We start from the raw sequence: 16,557 nt of genomic DNA, 5'->3' as shown, positions 1-16,557 counted from the left end.
CCCACTATGACTCCGGACAGGAGGCTTCGACAAGCTCAGCCCGAACGGATACGCAAGGTGCCTCAGAAGTCGGCGCAGCCGTTGCGGCGCTCCGTGTCGATGCAATTGGTGAGATTGGGCCGCGAGCGCACGCGCGACCATTCGCGCGCCAGCACGTCGCCGCCCTGCGCGGCGCGGTCGCCGCCCAGCGGCCCGGTCGCGAGGCAGATCGGCGCCGGCCCGATGTTGCGATCGTAGAGCCAGGTGCTCTGGTTCTCGCGCACCACGTCGGGCTTGATCAGTTCCACGAGTCCACCCACCGTCAACACGCCCGGCACCACGCTGACCGCATATCCCTCGGCCGAGCTGAAGCTGCCGTTGATCGGGTAGCTGCCCGGCAGGCTGAATTGCGTGGCGGGGCTCGACACGGCGCCGGCAAAACCGGCGCCGGTGTCGCCGAGGATCAGGCCGGTGATGCTGTAGGTGAACAGCGGATTCGGCACGCCGCCGGGCCGCGCGGCGTTGTGGACGAGGACGACGGCGCTCGGCTGCTGCGCGTAGATGAAGTGGTTGGCACCGGCGGGAATCGTCACCGTGCAGAGGCCCTGGTAGGCGCAGTGGTAGAGATTGGGCAGCAGGCCCGAGCCTGCGAGCCCGCCGCGCGTCTCGCCGACCCAGGTGTCGGCCCAGACGCGCCAGGGCGCGCCGGCGATGGTGAAGGCCCCGAGATTCTGGAAACGCGCTGCCGCCACCAGGTCGGTGCCGCTGCCGCTCGTGACGTTGGTGCCGAGCGAGAGGTCGCCGGCGAGCGTGCGCACGAACACGGTGTCGGCCGCCATCGAGGTGGCGGAGACCGGCTGCGGCAGGTTGCTCGCGGCGTCGAAGCCGGTCACCGTCACCGGCCCGACGGTGACCGCGTCTGCATCCACGTAGGCGAAGCTTCCCGCCGCACCGCCACCGACCGTGCCCACGTTGTTCTGCGGATTGCGCAACTCCACGTTGCCGCCGGTCGAGCGTGCGAGCAGGGTGCCGGCCGCGATCGCAGCAGCAGCCGCCTGCGTGATGTTGCCGGCGCTCAAGAGGCCGAGCTGCGGCGTCGACACCGCCGCGCCGAGGTTGATATTGCCGCCCGCGCCGTTCTGCAGCGTGAGCGCCGAAGCCAGCGCGAGCGGGCCCACCACATCGATGTTGGCCGCATGCGCGTTGCTGCCGGCCACGATGGTCGGCGTGGTGAGGCGCGTGAACTCGGCGGCCGAGACCGCGAAGCCGGTGGCCGCCGTGCCGCCGAGCGTGATCGGCACGTCCGGGCGGTCCAGCGCGTTGCCCGCGAGGTCCACGCCGCCGGGCCGCAGGTCGAGCGCATTGCCCGCGCGCACCGTGCCGCCGATCGCGAGCGCATCGGTGCTGCCGTCGTTGACCGCGCGCAGCACGACGTTGCGGTTGCCGTCGATGCGGCCGGCCGGCGGTGCGGTCGCCGATGCCGCGGGCGCGATGTTCACGCCCGCGGCACCGCCGTCGGACTGGCCCGTGACGATGATGTCGCCGCTGCCGGTGGTCTGCAGCAGCGCGCCGTCGCGCAGCAGCACGCCGTTGCCGGCCGTGCCGCCGGCCAGCCGGCGCCCCGTGACCGTGATGTTGCCGTCGACGGTGGTGATCGTTTCGCCGTTGATCACGACACCGTGGCCCGGCGCTTCGGAGCTGTTGCTGGTGAAGCTGCCGATGCCCGTCACCGACACGTTGCCGCTGGTGGTGACGATGGTGGCGCTGGCCCCGAAGTTTTCGATCTGGACGCCGCTGCCCGCGCTGTGGCTGCCGAAGATCGTCACGTTGCCCGTGGCGGTGGTGATCGTGCTGTTCTGGTAGAACACCGCGCCGTTGGTCGTGGCACCGTTGCTCGGGCCGGTGCTGACGCCGGTGAGCTGCACCGAGCCGCCCGTGCCTGCGTTGCTGCCGCCGGTATAGAACCCAGGAGTCCCGGGGATCAGCTGCTGGTTGCCGGTGCGCGTGTCGATCAGCGCGCCGGTCAGGCAGATGCTGCACATCTCGTTGCTGGCGTTGGCCCAGGCGCCGTTCATCGACACGATGCCGCCGTTGGTGTAGATGGCGCCGTCGAAGCTGACCTGGCCGCCGCCGACGGCGGCACCGGCGCCGTTCGCATCGGCGTTGAAGATCACGTTCAGCGGATCGCCGATCGACGCGATGACCGAGGCGCCGTTGCCGCGCACGCTGCGATGGGCATCGAGCTGGAAGGTGAGCGCGCCCTTGTTGCCGCTGTACTCGATCCGCACGTCGTCCATCACGATGTCGCCGACGGTCGCCGCACCGGCGGCGGGATTGCCGGTGGTGATGCGCACGCTGGTGCCGCCGTTGAGGGCGTTGTTGATGTCGCCGTCCTGGATGGTGGAGTCGGCGATCGGGGCGAAAGGATTGCTCGTGAGGCCGCCGTCGGCCGCGCCGTTGACGATGGTGACGTTGAAGGGATCGATCAGCCAGGTGCCCGCGGTGCCGCGCGGTGCCGACGCGTCGGTGCGCAGGCCCGCGAGATCGATGCCGCCGTTGCTCTCGCCTGCCGGCATGGCGTAGCCGCCCGAGGTCTCGATGTAGCCGCCGTCGCCGCCGTTCGGCCCGCCGCGGGCCGTAAGCGTCCCGTGGGCGCGCAGCGTGCGCTCGCCCATCAGGCGGATGTCGCCGCCATTGCCGGCCACGGTGGCATCGGCGCTGATGCGGCTGCCCGCGGCGACGGCGATCGCGCCGGTCTGCGGATCGCCGCCGACCGCCGTGGCCTGCAGCCGGATGCGGCCGCCGCCGGCGCCGCCGCCGGCATCGATGACTCCGCCATCGTCCGGCGCGCCGGGCTGCAGCAGGATCGTCCGCCCCTTGACGTCGACCGAGCCGCCCGTCAGACCTGCGCCGTTGCCGGCGGCGGACAGCAGACCGCCGCTGATGGTGACGCCCGTTGCCGAGCCGCCGCTGTCGAGCACGATCTCGCCGTTGCGCGAAGCCAGAGAATCGGCGCGCAGCACGCCGCGCGTGTTGACCACGCCTTGCGCGAGTTCGCTGCCCGCGGTCGCCATCATCACGACGCGCCCGCCATCGGCCTGCACCACGCCGCTGTTGGCGACGCCGCTGTAGAGGCCGGACGAGACCTTGAAGGTGGTGAGCCCGTCGCCCGCGAAATCGACCGTCACCGTGTCGCCCGACACCAGCCCGGCGGTGCCGCCCTGCGCGACGATGCTGCCGCTGTTGCTGACCTGCGCGCCGATCAGCGCGATGGTGCCGCCGCCCTGCGCCCTGATGCCACCGCGGTTCTCGACCGTGCCGAAGGCAGTGCCGTCCTGCTTGAATTCGAAGCGCTCGGTGCCGCTCATGAAAGCGCTGTCGCCGGTGCTCATCTTGAGCGTCGACGCGACCAGCCCGCCGACATTCACGCTCGCGCCGTTGCCGAACAACACGCCGTTGGGATTGACCAGGAACACGCGCCCATTGGCATTCAACGCGCCCGCGATGGTGGAAAGCTCGTTGCCCGTGACGCGGTTGAGCAGCACGCTGCTGGCGCCCGGTTGCGCGATGTTGACCGCATGGCCCGGGCCGATGGAGAAGCCCTGCCAGTCGACGATGGCGCGCTGCGTGCCCTGCACGATGCCCAGCTGCGTACCGCCGGCCGTCGGCACGCCGACCGCGACGGCGCCGCCGCGCACCTGGAAGTTGTTCCAGCTCGGCAGTTGCGCGAAGGCCGGTGCGGCGCCCATGCACGCCATGGCCAGCGCCACGGGACGCATGCTGAAGCGCGCGGAGTTGCGGGGGTGTTTCATGTCAGAACGCTTTCTGCGCTTGTACGTAGAGCCGCGGATTGCGGCCGCCGCCGTCGGTCTGCGCCGGCCGGGTGCCGTCGCGCCAGGCGAGCGTCGCGTTGATGGCGAAGTTGCCGGGCCGCGCCCACGAGACGCCGATGCCGTAGCCGCGCAGGCTCAGGCGGTTCACGCCGTCGAAGAGCGCCGGGTCGCGCGCCAGCTTGCCGCGCGCCGCGTCGTAGAACACGAAGGGCGTGAGCTCCTCGTTGTAGGACCAGCGCCATTCGACGATGCCGATCACGCCCTCGTCCGCCAGCACCTCGCCCGAGGGATAGGCGCGCACCGCGCGCGCGCCGCCGAGCGCGAGCTTTTCCGAGGCATCGAGGTTCTTGCTGGCCCACTGGCCGCCGAGCGACAGGTAGAGCGAATGGCGCGGCACGATGGCCTGCAGCCGCGAGACCAGGAAGCTCAGCTTGGTGAAATCACCTTGGGTGCGGTGGCCTCCGAGGCTCTGGTCGAACGCGAGGGTCTGCGGATCGCGGATGTCCAGCTTGCCGCGGTAGAGCGTGCCGGAACTGGCCCAGTAGCCGCCGCCCAGCACCTCGTCGCGCCGCTCCCAGGTCCAGCCGAGGCCGAGGCCCTGCACCCGCTTCTTCGTGGTGAAGCCCACCGCACCGAACTCGTCCTCGAGGTCCTTGACGTCGGCGCCCAGGCGCAGAAACAGGTTCTGCTGGCGCTGGCGGATCAGCGGGTAGTTGAGCGAGAAGTCGAGCACGTTGGCCGTGCCCTGCGCATCGAGGTCGGCGAACTGGCCGCCGAGCTCGTAGTTGACGCGCGCCAGGCCCACGCCGGCGCGCCACCCGTTGCTGCCGATCGGCGCCTCGTAGGCCACGCGGCCGAACACCAGCCCGTTGTCGTTGGACACCATCGCGCGCATGTCGAGGTTGTCGCCGATGCCGAAGGGACTGAGCCAGCGCGCGCTGCCACCGACGCGGTAGCGGCCGGACTCCTTGGTGCCGTGGTTGTCGGCCTCGGCGGTGAAGACCCAGCGCCGCGCCGCCGTCACCTCGACCGAAAGATCGGTGGTGCCGGGCTGCGTGCCTTCCTGCAAGCCGGAGGCGACACGGATGCCGGGCTGGTCCGACAGCAGCAGCATCGCGCGTTCGTAGCTTTGCGCACTGACCGCGTCCCCCGGCTGCACCGGCGCGAGGAAGGCGCGCACGCGGGCCTCGGCGATCGGCGCATCGGGCGCCACGATCACGTCGATCTTGCCGAGCCGGCCTTCGATCACGCTGATCTCCACCACGCCGCCCTGCACGGTCTGCACCGGCACCACCGCCTGCGCGAGGAAATAGCCGCGCTCGCGGTACCTGGCGGTGATGGCCTGCGCCAGCGCCTCCAGATCGCCGAGCGTCACGTCGCGGCCGATGTAGGGCTGCGTGATGCTTTGCAGCTCTTCGTTGCTGAGCGCCTTGACGCCGTTGAGGCGCAGGTCGTTGAGGCGGAACGCGGCCGCCGGCACGGGCGGCGCGGGCAGGCTTTGCGGCGCGGGCGAGGCCTGCGCGACCTGGCGGTCGCAGCTGCCGCACGGATCCTGGGTGGGCAGCAGCGTCGTGGCCTCTTCGTCCGCGGCCTGCGCGACCTGCGCGGCCAGCGCCAGCGCGACAGCCACCACCGAGCCGACGCCCCTCATGCCGGGCTCCCCACCTTCAACCGCCAGTTGCCGATCAGGTTGAACGGGGCCCAGAAGAACGGATGCGACATGCGGGGTTCCTTCAATACGGCCAGCTGCCCGGCCTGCATGGCCTGCTGGATGTCCCTGCCCTTGGCCAGTTCGGCATAGAGCGTGCTCATGAGAATGGCGGTGGCGTCGTCCGACACCGGCCACAGCGAGGAGATCAGGCTCGACGTGCCTGCGGAGAGAAAGGAGCGCGTGAAGCCCAGCACCTCGTCGCCCTGCGCGATGCGGCCCAACCCCGACTCGCAGGCCGACAGCGTGACCAGCGCGGTGCCCTGCATCGGCAGGCCGAGGATCTCGTGCGCTTCCAGGAAGTTCTGCTTGCCGCCTTCGTTGGCCAGGAGGATGCGCGAGTAGAGTGGATCGACCTGGTCGGCTTCGGCATGGGCCGCCACGTGCATCAGCGGTGCGCGCGAGGCCACGTCGCGAAACTGCGTCTTGGTGGCGGCGGCGCCCATGTAGACGTTGTTGCGCGGGAAGAGCTGCGCGAGCTGCTTGACCTCGACCTCGGCGCCGGGCAGGTCGTACTTGTCTTCGATGCGCGGATTGCCGAAGGCGATGAGCGCGGCGTCGACGCGCGGCGAGCGCTGCGCGAGCTGCACCGCGATGCTCATCGAGGGCGCGACCGAGACCGGATGCGTCTCGATCACGTAGCGCCCGTTCAGCCGCAGCGCCTGGAAAGGCAGGTAATGCAAGGGCCCGTGCGGCACGATGATGAGGCGCTCGCCCGGTTTCAACGCGAGCGGACCGAGCAGCGCGGCGCCCAGCTTGTCGGCATTGGCGATGGCGGCGCGCCGGCCGCGCACCACCGAGTTGCGGAAGGTCTCGACCAGTTCGGTCAGGTCGTCGCGCTTGATCGCGATGCTCTTCGCCTCGATGCCGGAGGGGCTGACCACCCAGGCCTGCAGGCGGTCGGGCAGCGCATGGAACTGCAGCACGCGTTCGTCGGGCGCCAGCGTGCGCTGCAGGGTCGCGAGGTCGACGGTCGCGGCCGCCTCGCTGCTCACGCGGGCCCGGCCGCGCACCGCGTCGAGCAGCGCACGCGAGCGGCTGCGCTCGCTGAGTTCGAAGGCCTGGCGCGCATCGCCCACCTCGCTGTAGAGGCCGACCCCGCGCTCGAACACGGCCTGCAGATCGGAGAACAAACCCATCTTGAATTCTTCGCTGCGGAACTTCGCGCGCACTGCATCGACGCCGCCGAGCGCGCGGCCCACCGCCTCGGCCGCGGCCTGCTTCTGCCCCAGCGCGAGTTCGCTGCGCGCCACGCCGTCCCAGGCCCAGAGCTGGTAGTAGCCGCTGTCGGTGCCGACCGAACGTGTGGTCAGCTGCAGGTACAGGTCGCGCGCCTCGGCCGGCTTGTTCTCGGCCAGCAGCAGCCGCGCGCGCGTGCGCTCGAGCTGCGCGGCCAGCGGCGCCTCGCGCGGCGGCGGCAGCGTGCCGAACAGCTGGCGCGCGCGTGCCGGCTCGCCCGACTCGATCAGCGCATTGACGAGCGAGGACTGCACCAGCGGCGCATAACGCTGCGAGCTGTTGGCGAGCGCGGTGTCGTAGCTCTGCACCGCGCCGGCATAGTCGCCGCGCCGGGTCTGCACGTCGCCGATGACCTTGTGCACCGGCCCGACGACCAGCTTGGGATCGCGCGCCGGATGCTTGAGCGCCTCGCGCGCGAACTCCTCGGCTTTCTCGAGCTGGCCCGAGTAGCTGTAGACGATGGCGAGATCGCGGTTCGCCATCGCGAGCAGGTTGGGGTCGCGCGTGGCGTTGGCCAGGTGCAGCGCCTTGCTCGCGGCGCGCACGCTCTGGCGGAACTCGCCGGCCTCGGCCAGCGCCACCGCCTGGCTGCAGTATTGATAGCCCGAGAGCTTGGGGCTGTCCTGCGCATAGAGCACCGCGCCGTCGTTGGTGAGCGCGAGCAGCGTGTCGGTGTCGGCGAGCCGCGCCTGCTCCTGCTTGCTGGCCGCCGCCTCGGCATCGGGTGCCTGCGCCATGGCCCACTGGCAGCCCACGAGCGCCCCGAGTCCGAGAGCGCCTGCGATCCACTTGCGCGCAGAGTGCGCCCACACGAACCTCGAAGAACCTTGCATTCGACCCCCGCGCGCAGTCTGTAGGCCCGCTTGGCGCAAGCCGCGACGCAGCGGAAGTGCGCGCCTCTCAGACCTCGTCGCGGGAGTCTAGGAGTGGCCTCAGGGGTCGCCTATTCGCAATACGGTCTAGCGCGAAGGGCGTAGGCCTCGGGCCTTGCTCCTGGCGCAGGAGGCTCAACCGGACGGGGCGCTGACGATGACCGCCTTGAAGGCCTCGATGAAATCAGCGGCCTGTTTCGGCGATCGTTCCCCCTGCGGCAACAGCGCCTGAACGCTGACCGGTACTTCCGGCAGCAGCGTGCGCACCTGCAAGGCATCACTGGTGGTGGCGGCTGCCGTGAACGAGTCGACGATGGCCGGCCCGAGCCCCTGTTCGGCAAACACCATGGCAATGTGATGCGTCTGCGCGGTCAGGCCGCCTTCGGGCTCCCCGCCATGGTGGGCACACTGCTCGGCCAGCATGGCGCCGATCGGATCGCGCTCGTCGATGCGGATGAAGCCGCTGCGCATGAGCTCGGTCAACTCCACCGTGGTACGCCGGTCGCTCGCGCGCCCGGACCGGAGGGACACGCAGACCAGACGGCCCGCGGCGATGGGGACCTGCTGGACGCCGGGATGCTGGATGGCGCCATAGACGATGCCCACATCGCCTTCGCGCAGCGCAATCGCCTGGGTCACCTCGTGCGAGTGCAGCATTCGTATCGCCACGGCCAGGTCGGGGTAGCGCTTGCGAAACAGCTTCAAGGCATCCGGCAGCGCGCGAACGGCCAGGGAGGGAACGATCAGCAGGCGCAACTCGGTGCGGCCGCCCCGGCGCAGGCTGGTGGAAAGCCGCCGCACGGATTCGAGCCGCGACACGAGCAACTGCACTTCCGGATAGAGCGCCTGGGCCTCGCTGGTGGGCACCAGCCTGTTGCGCTGGCGAGTGAACAGTGCATAGCCCAGCTGCAACTCGGCGTGCTGCAGCGTCAAGGTGACGGCGGGCTGTGTGACGTGAAGCAGGCGAGCCGCGCCGCTCACCGTTCCGGTCAGCATGATCGCGTTGAAGACCTCGATGTGCTTGAGCCGCATGATCAATCTTGTGCAGTCAGGGTATTAGATCACTTAATGGTTTGCAGCCATCTTTCAATGCGACAAAGGGCGTCTCGCCAATCAGAATCTCCATCCATGACACCGAGGCTCCGATCACTTCTCGTCGTCGGTCCGCCCGAGCATCTCGGGGCGGCCGATATCGCCGCGAAGATGGAAGCGATCTGCGCTGCCCAGGCGCCCCGGAAGTACCGAGTCGTGCTCGATCCGGATTCGGCATTCGAGGATGCACCTGCGACCTGCGAAGCCGAGATCGAGCGCGGCAAGATCGCCCTCTTCGACTCGATCTGGCGGATGGACGATACCGATCTCGCGGGCGTGTTGCTGCCGACGATCGAATCCCATCGATTCGCGTCCGAGCTGGCACCGGTCTCCGAAACGCCGATCGTGAGCATGCTTGACGCCTTGGCGAAGCATGTGTCGAGCCAGTACCCGCGCGTGCGAAGAATCGGCGTGCTCGCATCGGCTTCGGTCAAGTCGCTGGGCCTGTTCGAAAGCCGTTTCGACGGCGGAGCCCTGGAATTGATCTACCCGCGCGCCACGGCGTTGCGGGAGCTCACCGCAACGATCGAAACACTGAGTGCCTCATCCCTCGGGGGATATGCAGTGTCGGCGGCGGATCTTCAGGCTGTCGAGCGCGCGTACGACGACCTTGCGGATCAGGGCGCTGAACTGGTTCTGGTCGGAAGTACCGTGCTGTGCGTCGCAATGGACAGCTTGCACAGCAAGGCCGCGGCGGCCGGCCTCGCGGTCGTCGACTCGAACCAGGTCTACGCCGAGTTCGCCGCAGAAGCCAACCATGCCTCCGGAACGCGGCCGTTCAAGATCGGTGTGCTGGGCGGCGTCGGGCCGGCCGCCACGGTCAGCTTTCTTGACAACCTGGTTCGGGCGACACCCGCGGCACGGGATCAGGACCACCTCAAGTTCGTGGTGGAGCAGAACCCTCAGATTCCAGACCGCACCGAATACCTGATTCGGGATGGTCTCGATCCGACGCTGGCGTTGTATGCCACGTGCAAGAAGCTGCAGGATGCCGACGCCGACATCATCGCGATTCCCTGCAATACAGCCCATGCGTTCGTGAAATACATCCAGCCGATGCTGGACATCCCGATCGTCCACATGCTGCGGGAGACGGTCGAATTCATCACGAGGGAGTACGCGGGCCTCAGGAACATCGGCCTGCTCGCGACCACCGGGACCGTTGCGAGCCGCGTCTATCACGACGAGATCGAACGCGCGATGCGGCAAGTGACAACGCCTGAGCCTGTCGTCCAGCAGCAGATCATGGAGGTCATCTACGGACCCGGAGGCGTCAAGGCAGGCTTCCTGGACGATCACTGCCGGGCCGCGGTAGAGGACGCGATCGGGCACCTGGTGAGTAGCGGTGCAGAGGTGGTGATTCTGGGATGCACCGAGCTTCCGCTGCTGATTCAGCAGAACCTCGACTACGAGGTCCAGGGCAAGCGGGTCCCCGTCATTGACCCGGCCCAAGTGCTGGCCCGGCGATGCATCGAATTCAGTCAATCCGCACGTTAAAACTCTCATGCGCCCGCGCGCGCGGGTCGACCTGTTCTAGTAGCCTCGCGCCCAGTCGACCTGATTCAGCAAGCCTTGGCCTCGCATCGCGCGGCGTATGTTCTCCGCAATCTGCGGCGCGGCCGATTCTGGCGAGGTGATGCCGGCGATGTGCGGCGTGATCAGGATGCCGGGGTGGGCCCAGAACGGATGCCCCTCGGGCAAGGGTTCGACCTGGACGACATCGAGCGTGGCCGCGGCGATGCGGCCCTCGTCGAGGGCGCTCAGAAGATCCTGTTCGACAAGGTGCCCGCCTCGCCCCATGTTGATGAGGAAGGCGCCCTGCCTGAAGCTCGCGAACAAGCGCCCCGAGAGGATGCCCTCGGTGGCATCGGTCAGCGGCAGGACATTGATGACGATGTCCACGCCGGCTGCCATCGCGTGCAGGCCGGCGTCGCCGGCGTGGGTCCGGATGCCCGGCAGATCTCTCGCCCTGCGGCTCCAGCCCTGAACGCCGAAACCATCGACGGCCAGCGCGCTGGCGACGGCGCTACCGAGTTCGCCCAGGCCCAGGACGCCCACGGTGGTCTCGGCATTCGACTTCGGCAGCTCGAAGCGCCATGCGCTTTCCCGCGAATTGCGCTCGAACACGTGGAACCTTCGGTGATAGCGGTACACGGCGGCCTTCGCATACGCGATCATGTGCTGCGTGAGCGTCGAATCGATCGACCGCGACAAGGGCACGCCCGCAGGCAGCATCGCGGGGGAGAACTGGTTGATGCCGGCCGACAGCGAAACCACGGCACGCAGGTTCCTGAACGCCAGCAGGCCCTCCTTCGGCGGCTTGTAGACCAATGCGACATCGATCGCGGCCGGATCCGCGCAATGCGGCCCGACCGTGAAGCTGAAGTCGCCGAGGTGCCGCGCCAAGGCTTCGCGCCAGGCTTGCGGTGAATCGAGGTTGCTGCTGAAGAAGATATGGGGTGCGGTGGCGGTCATCCGGTAGGGAGCGTCGGGCGAATCCACCAATGCTAGGCAGCAGGGAACCAAGCCGGCGCAATAAATCTAAGCCGAGATGCTGAGATTTTCGAAGTCCGCTGCGCGCGCGTCTTCCTATGATCGTTCGATCCCATCGCCCGGTTCGCTCATGCCATCCTCGCACCTCCATCCTGAACGCACAGGCTTCAACCAGCCGCTCAGCGGCGACGCCGTGCCGCGTTTCGCGGGCATCGCGACGATGATGCGACTGCCCTTCCAGGAAACGACCGAAGGCCTCGACGCCTGCTTCGTCGGCGTGCCCTTCGACCTCGGCACCTCCAACCGTTCGGGCGCCCGCTTCGGCCCGCGCCAGGTACGCAGCGAGTCCGTATTGCTGCGGCCCTACAACATGGCAACGCGCGCCGCGCCCTTCGACTCGCTGCAGGTCGCCGACATCGGCGACGTGGCCACCAACGCCTACAACATCTTCGACTCGATCGACCGCATCGCCACGGCCTACGACGCCATCATCGCCAACGGCTGCCGCCCCATCAGCATCGGCGGCGACCACACCATCGCGCTGCCGATCCTGCGTGCGATGCACAAGCGCCACGGCCCGATCGGCGTGGTCCACGTCGACGCGCATGCCGACGTGAACGACACCATGGGCGGGGAGAAGATCGCTCACGGCACGCCTTTCCGCCGCGCGGTGGAAGAGGGCCTGCTCGACTGCCGGCGCGTGGTGCAGATCGGCCTGCGCGGCACCGGCTACCACGCCGACGATTTCGACTGGTGCCGCGAGCAGGGCTTTCGCGTGGTGCAGGCCGAGGAGTGCTGGCACAAGAGCCTGGTCCCGCTGATGAAGGAAGTGGTGGAGCGTGTGGGCAAGGGGCCGGTCTACCTCAGCTTCGACATCGACGGCCTCGACCCCGCCTTCGCGCCGGGCACGGGGACGCCGGAGATCGGCGGACTGACGGTGCACCAGGGCCTGGAGATCATCCGCGGCCTGCGTGGCCTCGACCTGGTGGGCGCCGACCTGGTCGAGATCTCGCCGCCCTACGATCCGCACGGAACGACGGCGCTGGTCGGCGCCAACCTCGCGTTCGAGATGCTGTGCGTGCTGCCCGGCGTCGTGTACCGCGACTGAAGCCGAGGCGTGGCGCGCCTATTCGCCGGTTCGCACCTTGCCGAGGATCCAATCGGTGAAGCCCGCGACCAGCGGGTTCTCGCACACTTCGTGGCGGCACACGAGGTAGTACGCGTGCTTGGCCGGAATGCGGTTCTCGAACAGCCGCACGAGCCGGCCTTCGGCCAGGTCGTCGCCCACCAGAAGGCTGTCGCCCAGGGCCGCGCCCTGGCCATGAAGTGCCGCCTCGATCGCGATGTGCGCGTTGCCCATCTCGGTCATGCGAAAGCCGCTGGCCGGCATGCCGGCCGCGAGCAGCCAGCGCGTCCACTCGGTGCCGCCGTCCTCGCACAACAGCATGTGATGCTTCAGGTCGTCGAGCGCCCGCACTCCCACCGGCCCGTTGATCATCGCGGGGCTGCAGACGGGGAACAACTCGACATGGCTCAGCAGCCGCACCTGCCGCTCGGGCCAGATGCCCGTGCCGTAGCGGATGCACAGGTCGACCGAGGGCAGGTAGACCTCCTTGTCCTCGTTGGAGGCGATCAGCTTGAGCCGCACATCCGGATGCGCCACCATGAATTCGCCGATGTGACGCGTCAGCAGGCGCGAGGCGAGCCCGACCGGCACCGACACCACCAGGTCGCCCATCATCACGCTGTCGCCCAGCCTGGCGGCCGCGGAAGCAATCATCTGGAAGGCCGCACGGATCGAGGGCAGCAACGCCTCGCCGTGGGGAGTGAGTTTCAGGCGCGTCTTGTTGCGCGTGAACAGCTGCACGCCGAGTGCGTCTTCCAAAGTGCGCAGCTGATGGCTGACAGCGCTCGGCGTCACGCTCAATTCGTCGGCAGCCTTGACCACGGTCAGGTGGCGGGCAGTGGCATCGAAGGCTCGCAAGGCATTGAGCGGAGGCAGCCGGCTGCGCACCGCCAGGCGCTTCGCAATGTCGTGCACGGAGTGTTCTTCTGTGGGTTTGTCCATGGGGGATGGGATGCCAGCAAGGTTCAGGCCACAACCCTCGTTTCCCCGCAGTTTCGGCAGGGCCGTGTCCTCCGGATGCTGAGATTTTTTGCAGGCAACCCGGTTCTTAATCTCGTTTTCCAGCGCTGGTCATTCTTACTACGATGCAGCCCATTGTCACTTTGTGGTAACGATATGGAAGCGCAAGAAGCGAGTGCCACGCAGCGTCTTTGGGGAGCCCGTTTCAGGTCGGAACCGTCGGCGGCACTGAAGGCGCTGTCGCGATCGGAGCCGAGTTTCTTCAGGCTCGTGCCCTACGACCTGGCCGGCTCCCGCGCCCATGCTCGCGAGCTGCAGCGCGCGGGCGTGCTGAAGGCCGACGAGCTGACCCAGCTCCTCGCGGCCATCGATGCCGTCGAGCGCGAGTACGCCGCCGGCGACCTGCATCCCTCCGAAGCCGACGAAGACGTGCACACCTTCCTCGAGCGCGTGCTGACCCTGCGGCTCGGCGCCATCGGCGGCAAGCTGCGCGCCGGCCGCTCGCGCAACGACCAGGCCGCCAACGACCTGAAGCTGTACCTGCGCGACCGGGCGCGCACCCTCGCCAGCGCCGTGCTCGAGCTGCAGCACGCGCTCGTGGCGCAGGCCGAGCTGCACATCGGCACGCTGTCGACCGGCTTCACCCATCTGCAGCCCGCGCAGCCCATCGTGTTCGCGCATCACCTGATGGCGCATGCCCAGGCCGTCGGCCGCAACATCGACCGGCTGATCGACTGGGACCGCCGCAGCGCACGTTCGCCGCTCGGTGCCGCCGCGCTGGCCGGCTCGGCGATCTGCCGCTCGCCGGAGCTGTCGGCGATGGAGCTCGGCTACGACGCACCGTGCGAGAACTCGATCGACGCGGTCGCGGCGCGCGACCACGTGTGCGAGTTCCTGTTCGTCGCCAGCATGCTCACGGTCGAGCTGTCGCGCCTGTCCGAAGAGGTGGTCCTGTGGTCATCGCGGCAGTTCCGGTGGGTGGAGCTGGACGACGGCTACTGCACCGGCAGTTCGATCATGCCGCAGAAGAAGAACCCCGACATCGCCGAACTGAGCCGCGGCAAGGCCGGCCGCCTGATCGGCAACCTGACGGGAATGCTCTCTGCCCTGAAGTCGCTGCCGCTGGCCTACAACCGCGACCTGGCCGAAGACAAGAGCGCGGCCTTCGACAGCATCGACACCCTGTCGCTGGTGCTGCCGGCCATGGCCGGAATGATCCGGACGATGCGCGTCGATGTCGAGCAGCTGAAGCGCCAGGCGCCGCTGGGCTTCACGCTCGCCACCGAGGTGGCGGATTGGCTGGCGGTGAACGGCGTGCCTTTCAGCGAAGCGCACGAGATCACCGGCGCGCTGGTCAAGGCCTGCGAAGCGAAGCAGATCGAACTGAGCGATGTCTCCGCCCTGCTGCTGGCCGAGGTCGACCCGCGGCTCAAGCCCGCAGTGCTCGAGCACCTGACGCTCGAAGCCGCCGTGTCGGCGCGCCACGGCCAGGGCGGCACCGCGCCGGAGCGCGTGCGCGAGCAGATCGCACGCCTGAAGACCCGGCTCGCGGAACATGGCGCGTGGATCGCCGACTACACGGGGCCGCGATGCTGACGGCCGCAGCAACCGCACCGCCGGATGCGTCCACGCCGGCCGGCATTTCCCATCTGAAGCATGTGCCGCGCCGCTACTGGGGGCGCTACATCGCCACCACGCTCATCGTGGTGGCGCTGCTGTTCGTGCTCAACGCCTTTGCGCGCGGCAAGATCGAATGGCAGTACGTCGGCAAGTTCCTCACGGCGCAATCGATACTCACCGGCCTGGTCAACACCATCGTGATGAGCGTGCTGGCGATGGGGCTGGGCATCGTGCTGGGCGTGATCACCGCGGTGATGCGCGTGTCGGCCAATCCGGTGCTGAGCTGGGTGGCACGCGGCTACACATGGCTGTTTCGCGGCACGCCCGTGATCCTGCAGCTGCTCCTGTGGTTCAACCTGGCGCTGGTGTTCCCGACCATCGGGATCCCGGGCCTGTGGGAGATGCGCACGGTCGACCTGATGACGCCTTTCCTCGCCGCGCTGCTGGGTCTCGGCATCAACCAGGGCGCCTACACCTCCGAGGTGGTGCGCGCGGGCCTGCTGTCGGTCGACGTCGGCCAGTACGAGGCCGCCAAGTCGATCGGCATGCCGCGCCTGCTCGCGCTGCGCCGCGTGATCCTGCCCCAGGCGATGCGCGTGATCATCCCGCCGATCGGCAACGAGTTCGTCGGCATGATCAAGCTGACCTCGCTGGCCAGCGTGATCCAGTACGCCGAGATGCTGCACAACGCGCAGAACATCTACTACGCCAATGCCCGCGTGATCGAGCTGCTGATCGTGGCCGGCATCTGGTACATCGTGGTGGTCACGGTGCTCTCGCTGCTGCAGTCGCGCGTCGAGTCCTACTACGCACGCGGCGCAGGGCGCGCTGCGGCAAGGCAGTGAGCATGCGCCATACCGATCCCATCGTGCGCGCGGTCGACGTGCGCAAGAGCTTCGGCGACTTCCAGGCGCTGCAGGGCATCACGCTCGACATCGCCGCCGGCGAGGTGCTCTGCGTCATCGGCCCGTCCGGCTCCGGCAAGAGCACCTTCCTGCGCTGCATCAACCAGCTCGAAACCGTGACCGACGGCGCGCTCTGGGTGAACGGCGAACTGGTCGGCTTTCGCCAGGTGGGCAACAAGCTCTACGCGCTGTCCGAAACCGAGATCGCCCGCCAGCGCCTGAAGACCGGCATGGTGTTCCAGCGCTTCAACCTGTTCCCGCACATGACGGCGCTGGAGAACGTGATCGAGGGCCCGCTGCGCGTGCAGCGCCGCCCGCGCGAGGAGGTGCTCGCCGAAGCGCGCGCGCTGCTCGATCGCGTCGGCCTCGCCCACAAGAGCGAGGCCTTCCCGATCGATCTCTCGGGCGGCCAGCAACAGCGCGTGGCGATCGCCCGCTCGCTGGCGATGCGGCCGCAGCTGATGCTGTTCGACGAGCCCACCTCGGCGCTCGACCCCGAGCTGGTCGGCGAGGTGCTGTCGGTCATGCGCGACCTGGCGACTAGCGGCATGACCATGGTCGTCGTCACCCACGAACTGGGCTTTGCCCGCGACGTGGCGACGCGCGTGATGTTCATGGACCAGGGGCAGATCGTCGAGACCGGCACGCCCGCACAGGTACTGTCCGCCCCGCAGCATCCGCGCACCCGCGAGTTCATTTCCGCCGTTCGCGGCTGACTTTTTTTCTTTGA

The 16,557-nt window shown here is 68.5% G+C and carries 11 protein-coding genes; 5 read left to right on the top strand and 6 right to left on the bottom strand.

The genetic code is table 11. The features are described from left to right. Positions 1 to 62: 62 nt before the first annotated feature. The 4 genes from ACSQ89_RS03510 to ACSQ89_RS03495 form a co-directional block, all read right to left on the bottom strand. Positions 63 to 3,791, bottom strand: coding sequence for a two-partner secretion domain-containing protein (locus ACSQ89_RS03510; protein ID WP_436294486.1), 3,729 nt, complete (start codon positions 3,789 to 3,791; stop codon positions 63 to 65). A gap of 1 nt (position 3,792) precedes the next feature. Then, complete coding sequence (locus ACSQ89_RS03505; RefSeq protein ID WP_436294485.1) at positions 3,793 to 5,463, bottom strand: ShlB/FhaC/HecB family hemolysin secretion/activation protein; 1,671 nt, start codon at positions 5,461 to 5,463, stop codon at positions 3,793 to 3,795. Then, positions 5,460 to 7,571, bottom strand: a complete 2,112-nt coding sequence (locus tag ACSQ89_RS03500; protein ID WP_436294484.1) for a CHAT domain-containing protein — start codon at positions 7,569 to 7,571, stop codon at positions 5,460 to 5,462. Before ACSQ89_RS03500 ends, ACSQ89_RS03505 begins: the two co-directional genes overlap by 4 nt. Positions 7,572 to 7,766: 195 nt before the next feature. Beyond that, complete coding sequence (locus ACSQ89_RS03495; protein WP_093105392.1) at positions 7,767 to 8,663, bottom strand: LysR family transcriptional regulator; 897 nt, start codon at positions 8,661 to 8,663, stop codon at positions 7,767 to 7,769. Positions 8,664 to 8,759: 96 nt separating this feature from the next. Here ACSQ89_RS03495 and ACSQ89_RS03490 point away from each other — a divergent pair, with 96 nt between their 5' ends. Continuing rightward, positions 8,760 to 10,220, top strand: a complete 1,461-nt coding sequence (locus ACSQ89_RS03490) for an amino acid racemase (protein WP_436294483.1) — start codon at positions 8,760 to 8,762, stop codon at positions 10,218 to 10,220. A 36-nt stretch (positions 10,221 to 10,256) separates the two neighbouring features. On the opposite strand, the gene ACSQ89_RS03485 is transcribed toward ACSQ89_RS03490, so the two are convergent. Then, positions 10,257 to 11,198 (bottom strand): 2-hydroxyacid dehydrogenase, encoded by a 942-nt coding sequence (locus ACSQ89_RS03485; protein ID WP_436296080.1) that lies wholly within the window; start codon positions 11,196 to 11,198, stop codon positions 10,257 to 10,259. Positions 11,199 to 11,346: 148 nt separating this feature from the next. On the opposite strand from ACSQ89_RS03485, the gene speB reads away from it, so the two are divergent. Then, positions 11,347 to 12,324, top strand: coding sequence for an agmatinase (gene speB / locus ACSQ89_RS03480; RefSeq protein ID WP_093105386.1), 978 nt, complete (start codon positions 11,347 to 11,349; stop codon positions 12,322 to 12,324). 18 nt (positions 12,325 to 12,342) lie between these two features. Here the strand turns inward: speB and gcvA are convergent, their stop codons facing one another. Beyond that, entirely contained in the window at positions 12,343 to 13,284 is a 942-nt protein-coding gene (gene gcvA / locus ACSQ89_RS03475; RefSeq protein ID WP_436294481.1) for a transcriptional regulator GcvA, read from the bottom strand. 174 nt (positions 13,285 to 13,458) lie between these two features. Between gcvA and argH the strand changes: the two genes are divergently transcribed. Genes argH through ACSQ89_RS03460 form a run of 3 tightly spaced genes read left to right on the top strand, consistent with a single transcriptional unit; the run spans position 13,459 to position 16,543 of the window. Beyond that, the gene (gene argH / locus ACSQ89_RS03470) at positions 13,459 to 14,898 is read left to right on the top strand and encodes an argininosuccinate lyase (RefSeq protein WP_436296079.1); all 1,440 of its coding nucleotides are present in this window, start codon (positions 13,459 to 13,461) and stop codon (positions 14,896 to 14,898) included. Continuing rightward, the gene (locus tag ACSQ89_RS03465) at positions 14,892 to 15,767 is read left to right on the top strand and encodes an amino acid ABC transporter permease (RefSeq protein WP_093105382.1); all 876 of its coding nucleotides are present in this window, start codon (positions 14,892 to 14,894) and stop codon (positions 15,765 to 15,767) included. Before argH ends, ACSQ89_RS03465 begins: the two co-directional genes overlap by 7 nt. A 2-nt stretch (positions 15,768 to 15,769) precedes the next feature. Then, complete coding sequence (locus ACSQ89_RS03460) at positions 15,770 to 16,543, top strand: amino acid ABC transporter ATP-binding protein (RefSeq protein WP_093105380.1); 774 nt, start codon at positions 15,770 to 15,772, stop codon at positions 16,541 to 16,543. The last annotated feature ends 14 nt before the right edge of the window (positions 16,544 to 16,557 follow it).

Source organism: Variovorax sp. LjRoot175 (assembly GCF_964253805.1).
GTDB lineage: Bacteria > Pseudomonadota > Gammaproteobacteria > Burkholderiales > Burkholderiaceae_C > Variovorax.
This window is presented reverse-complemented; position numbering and strand designations above follow the sequence as displayed.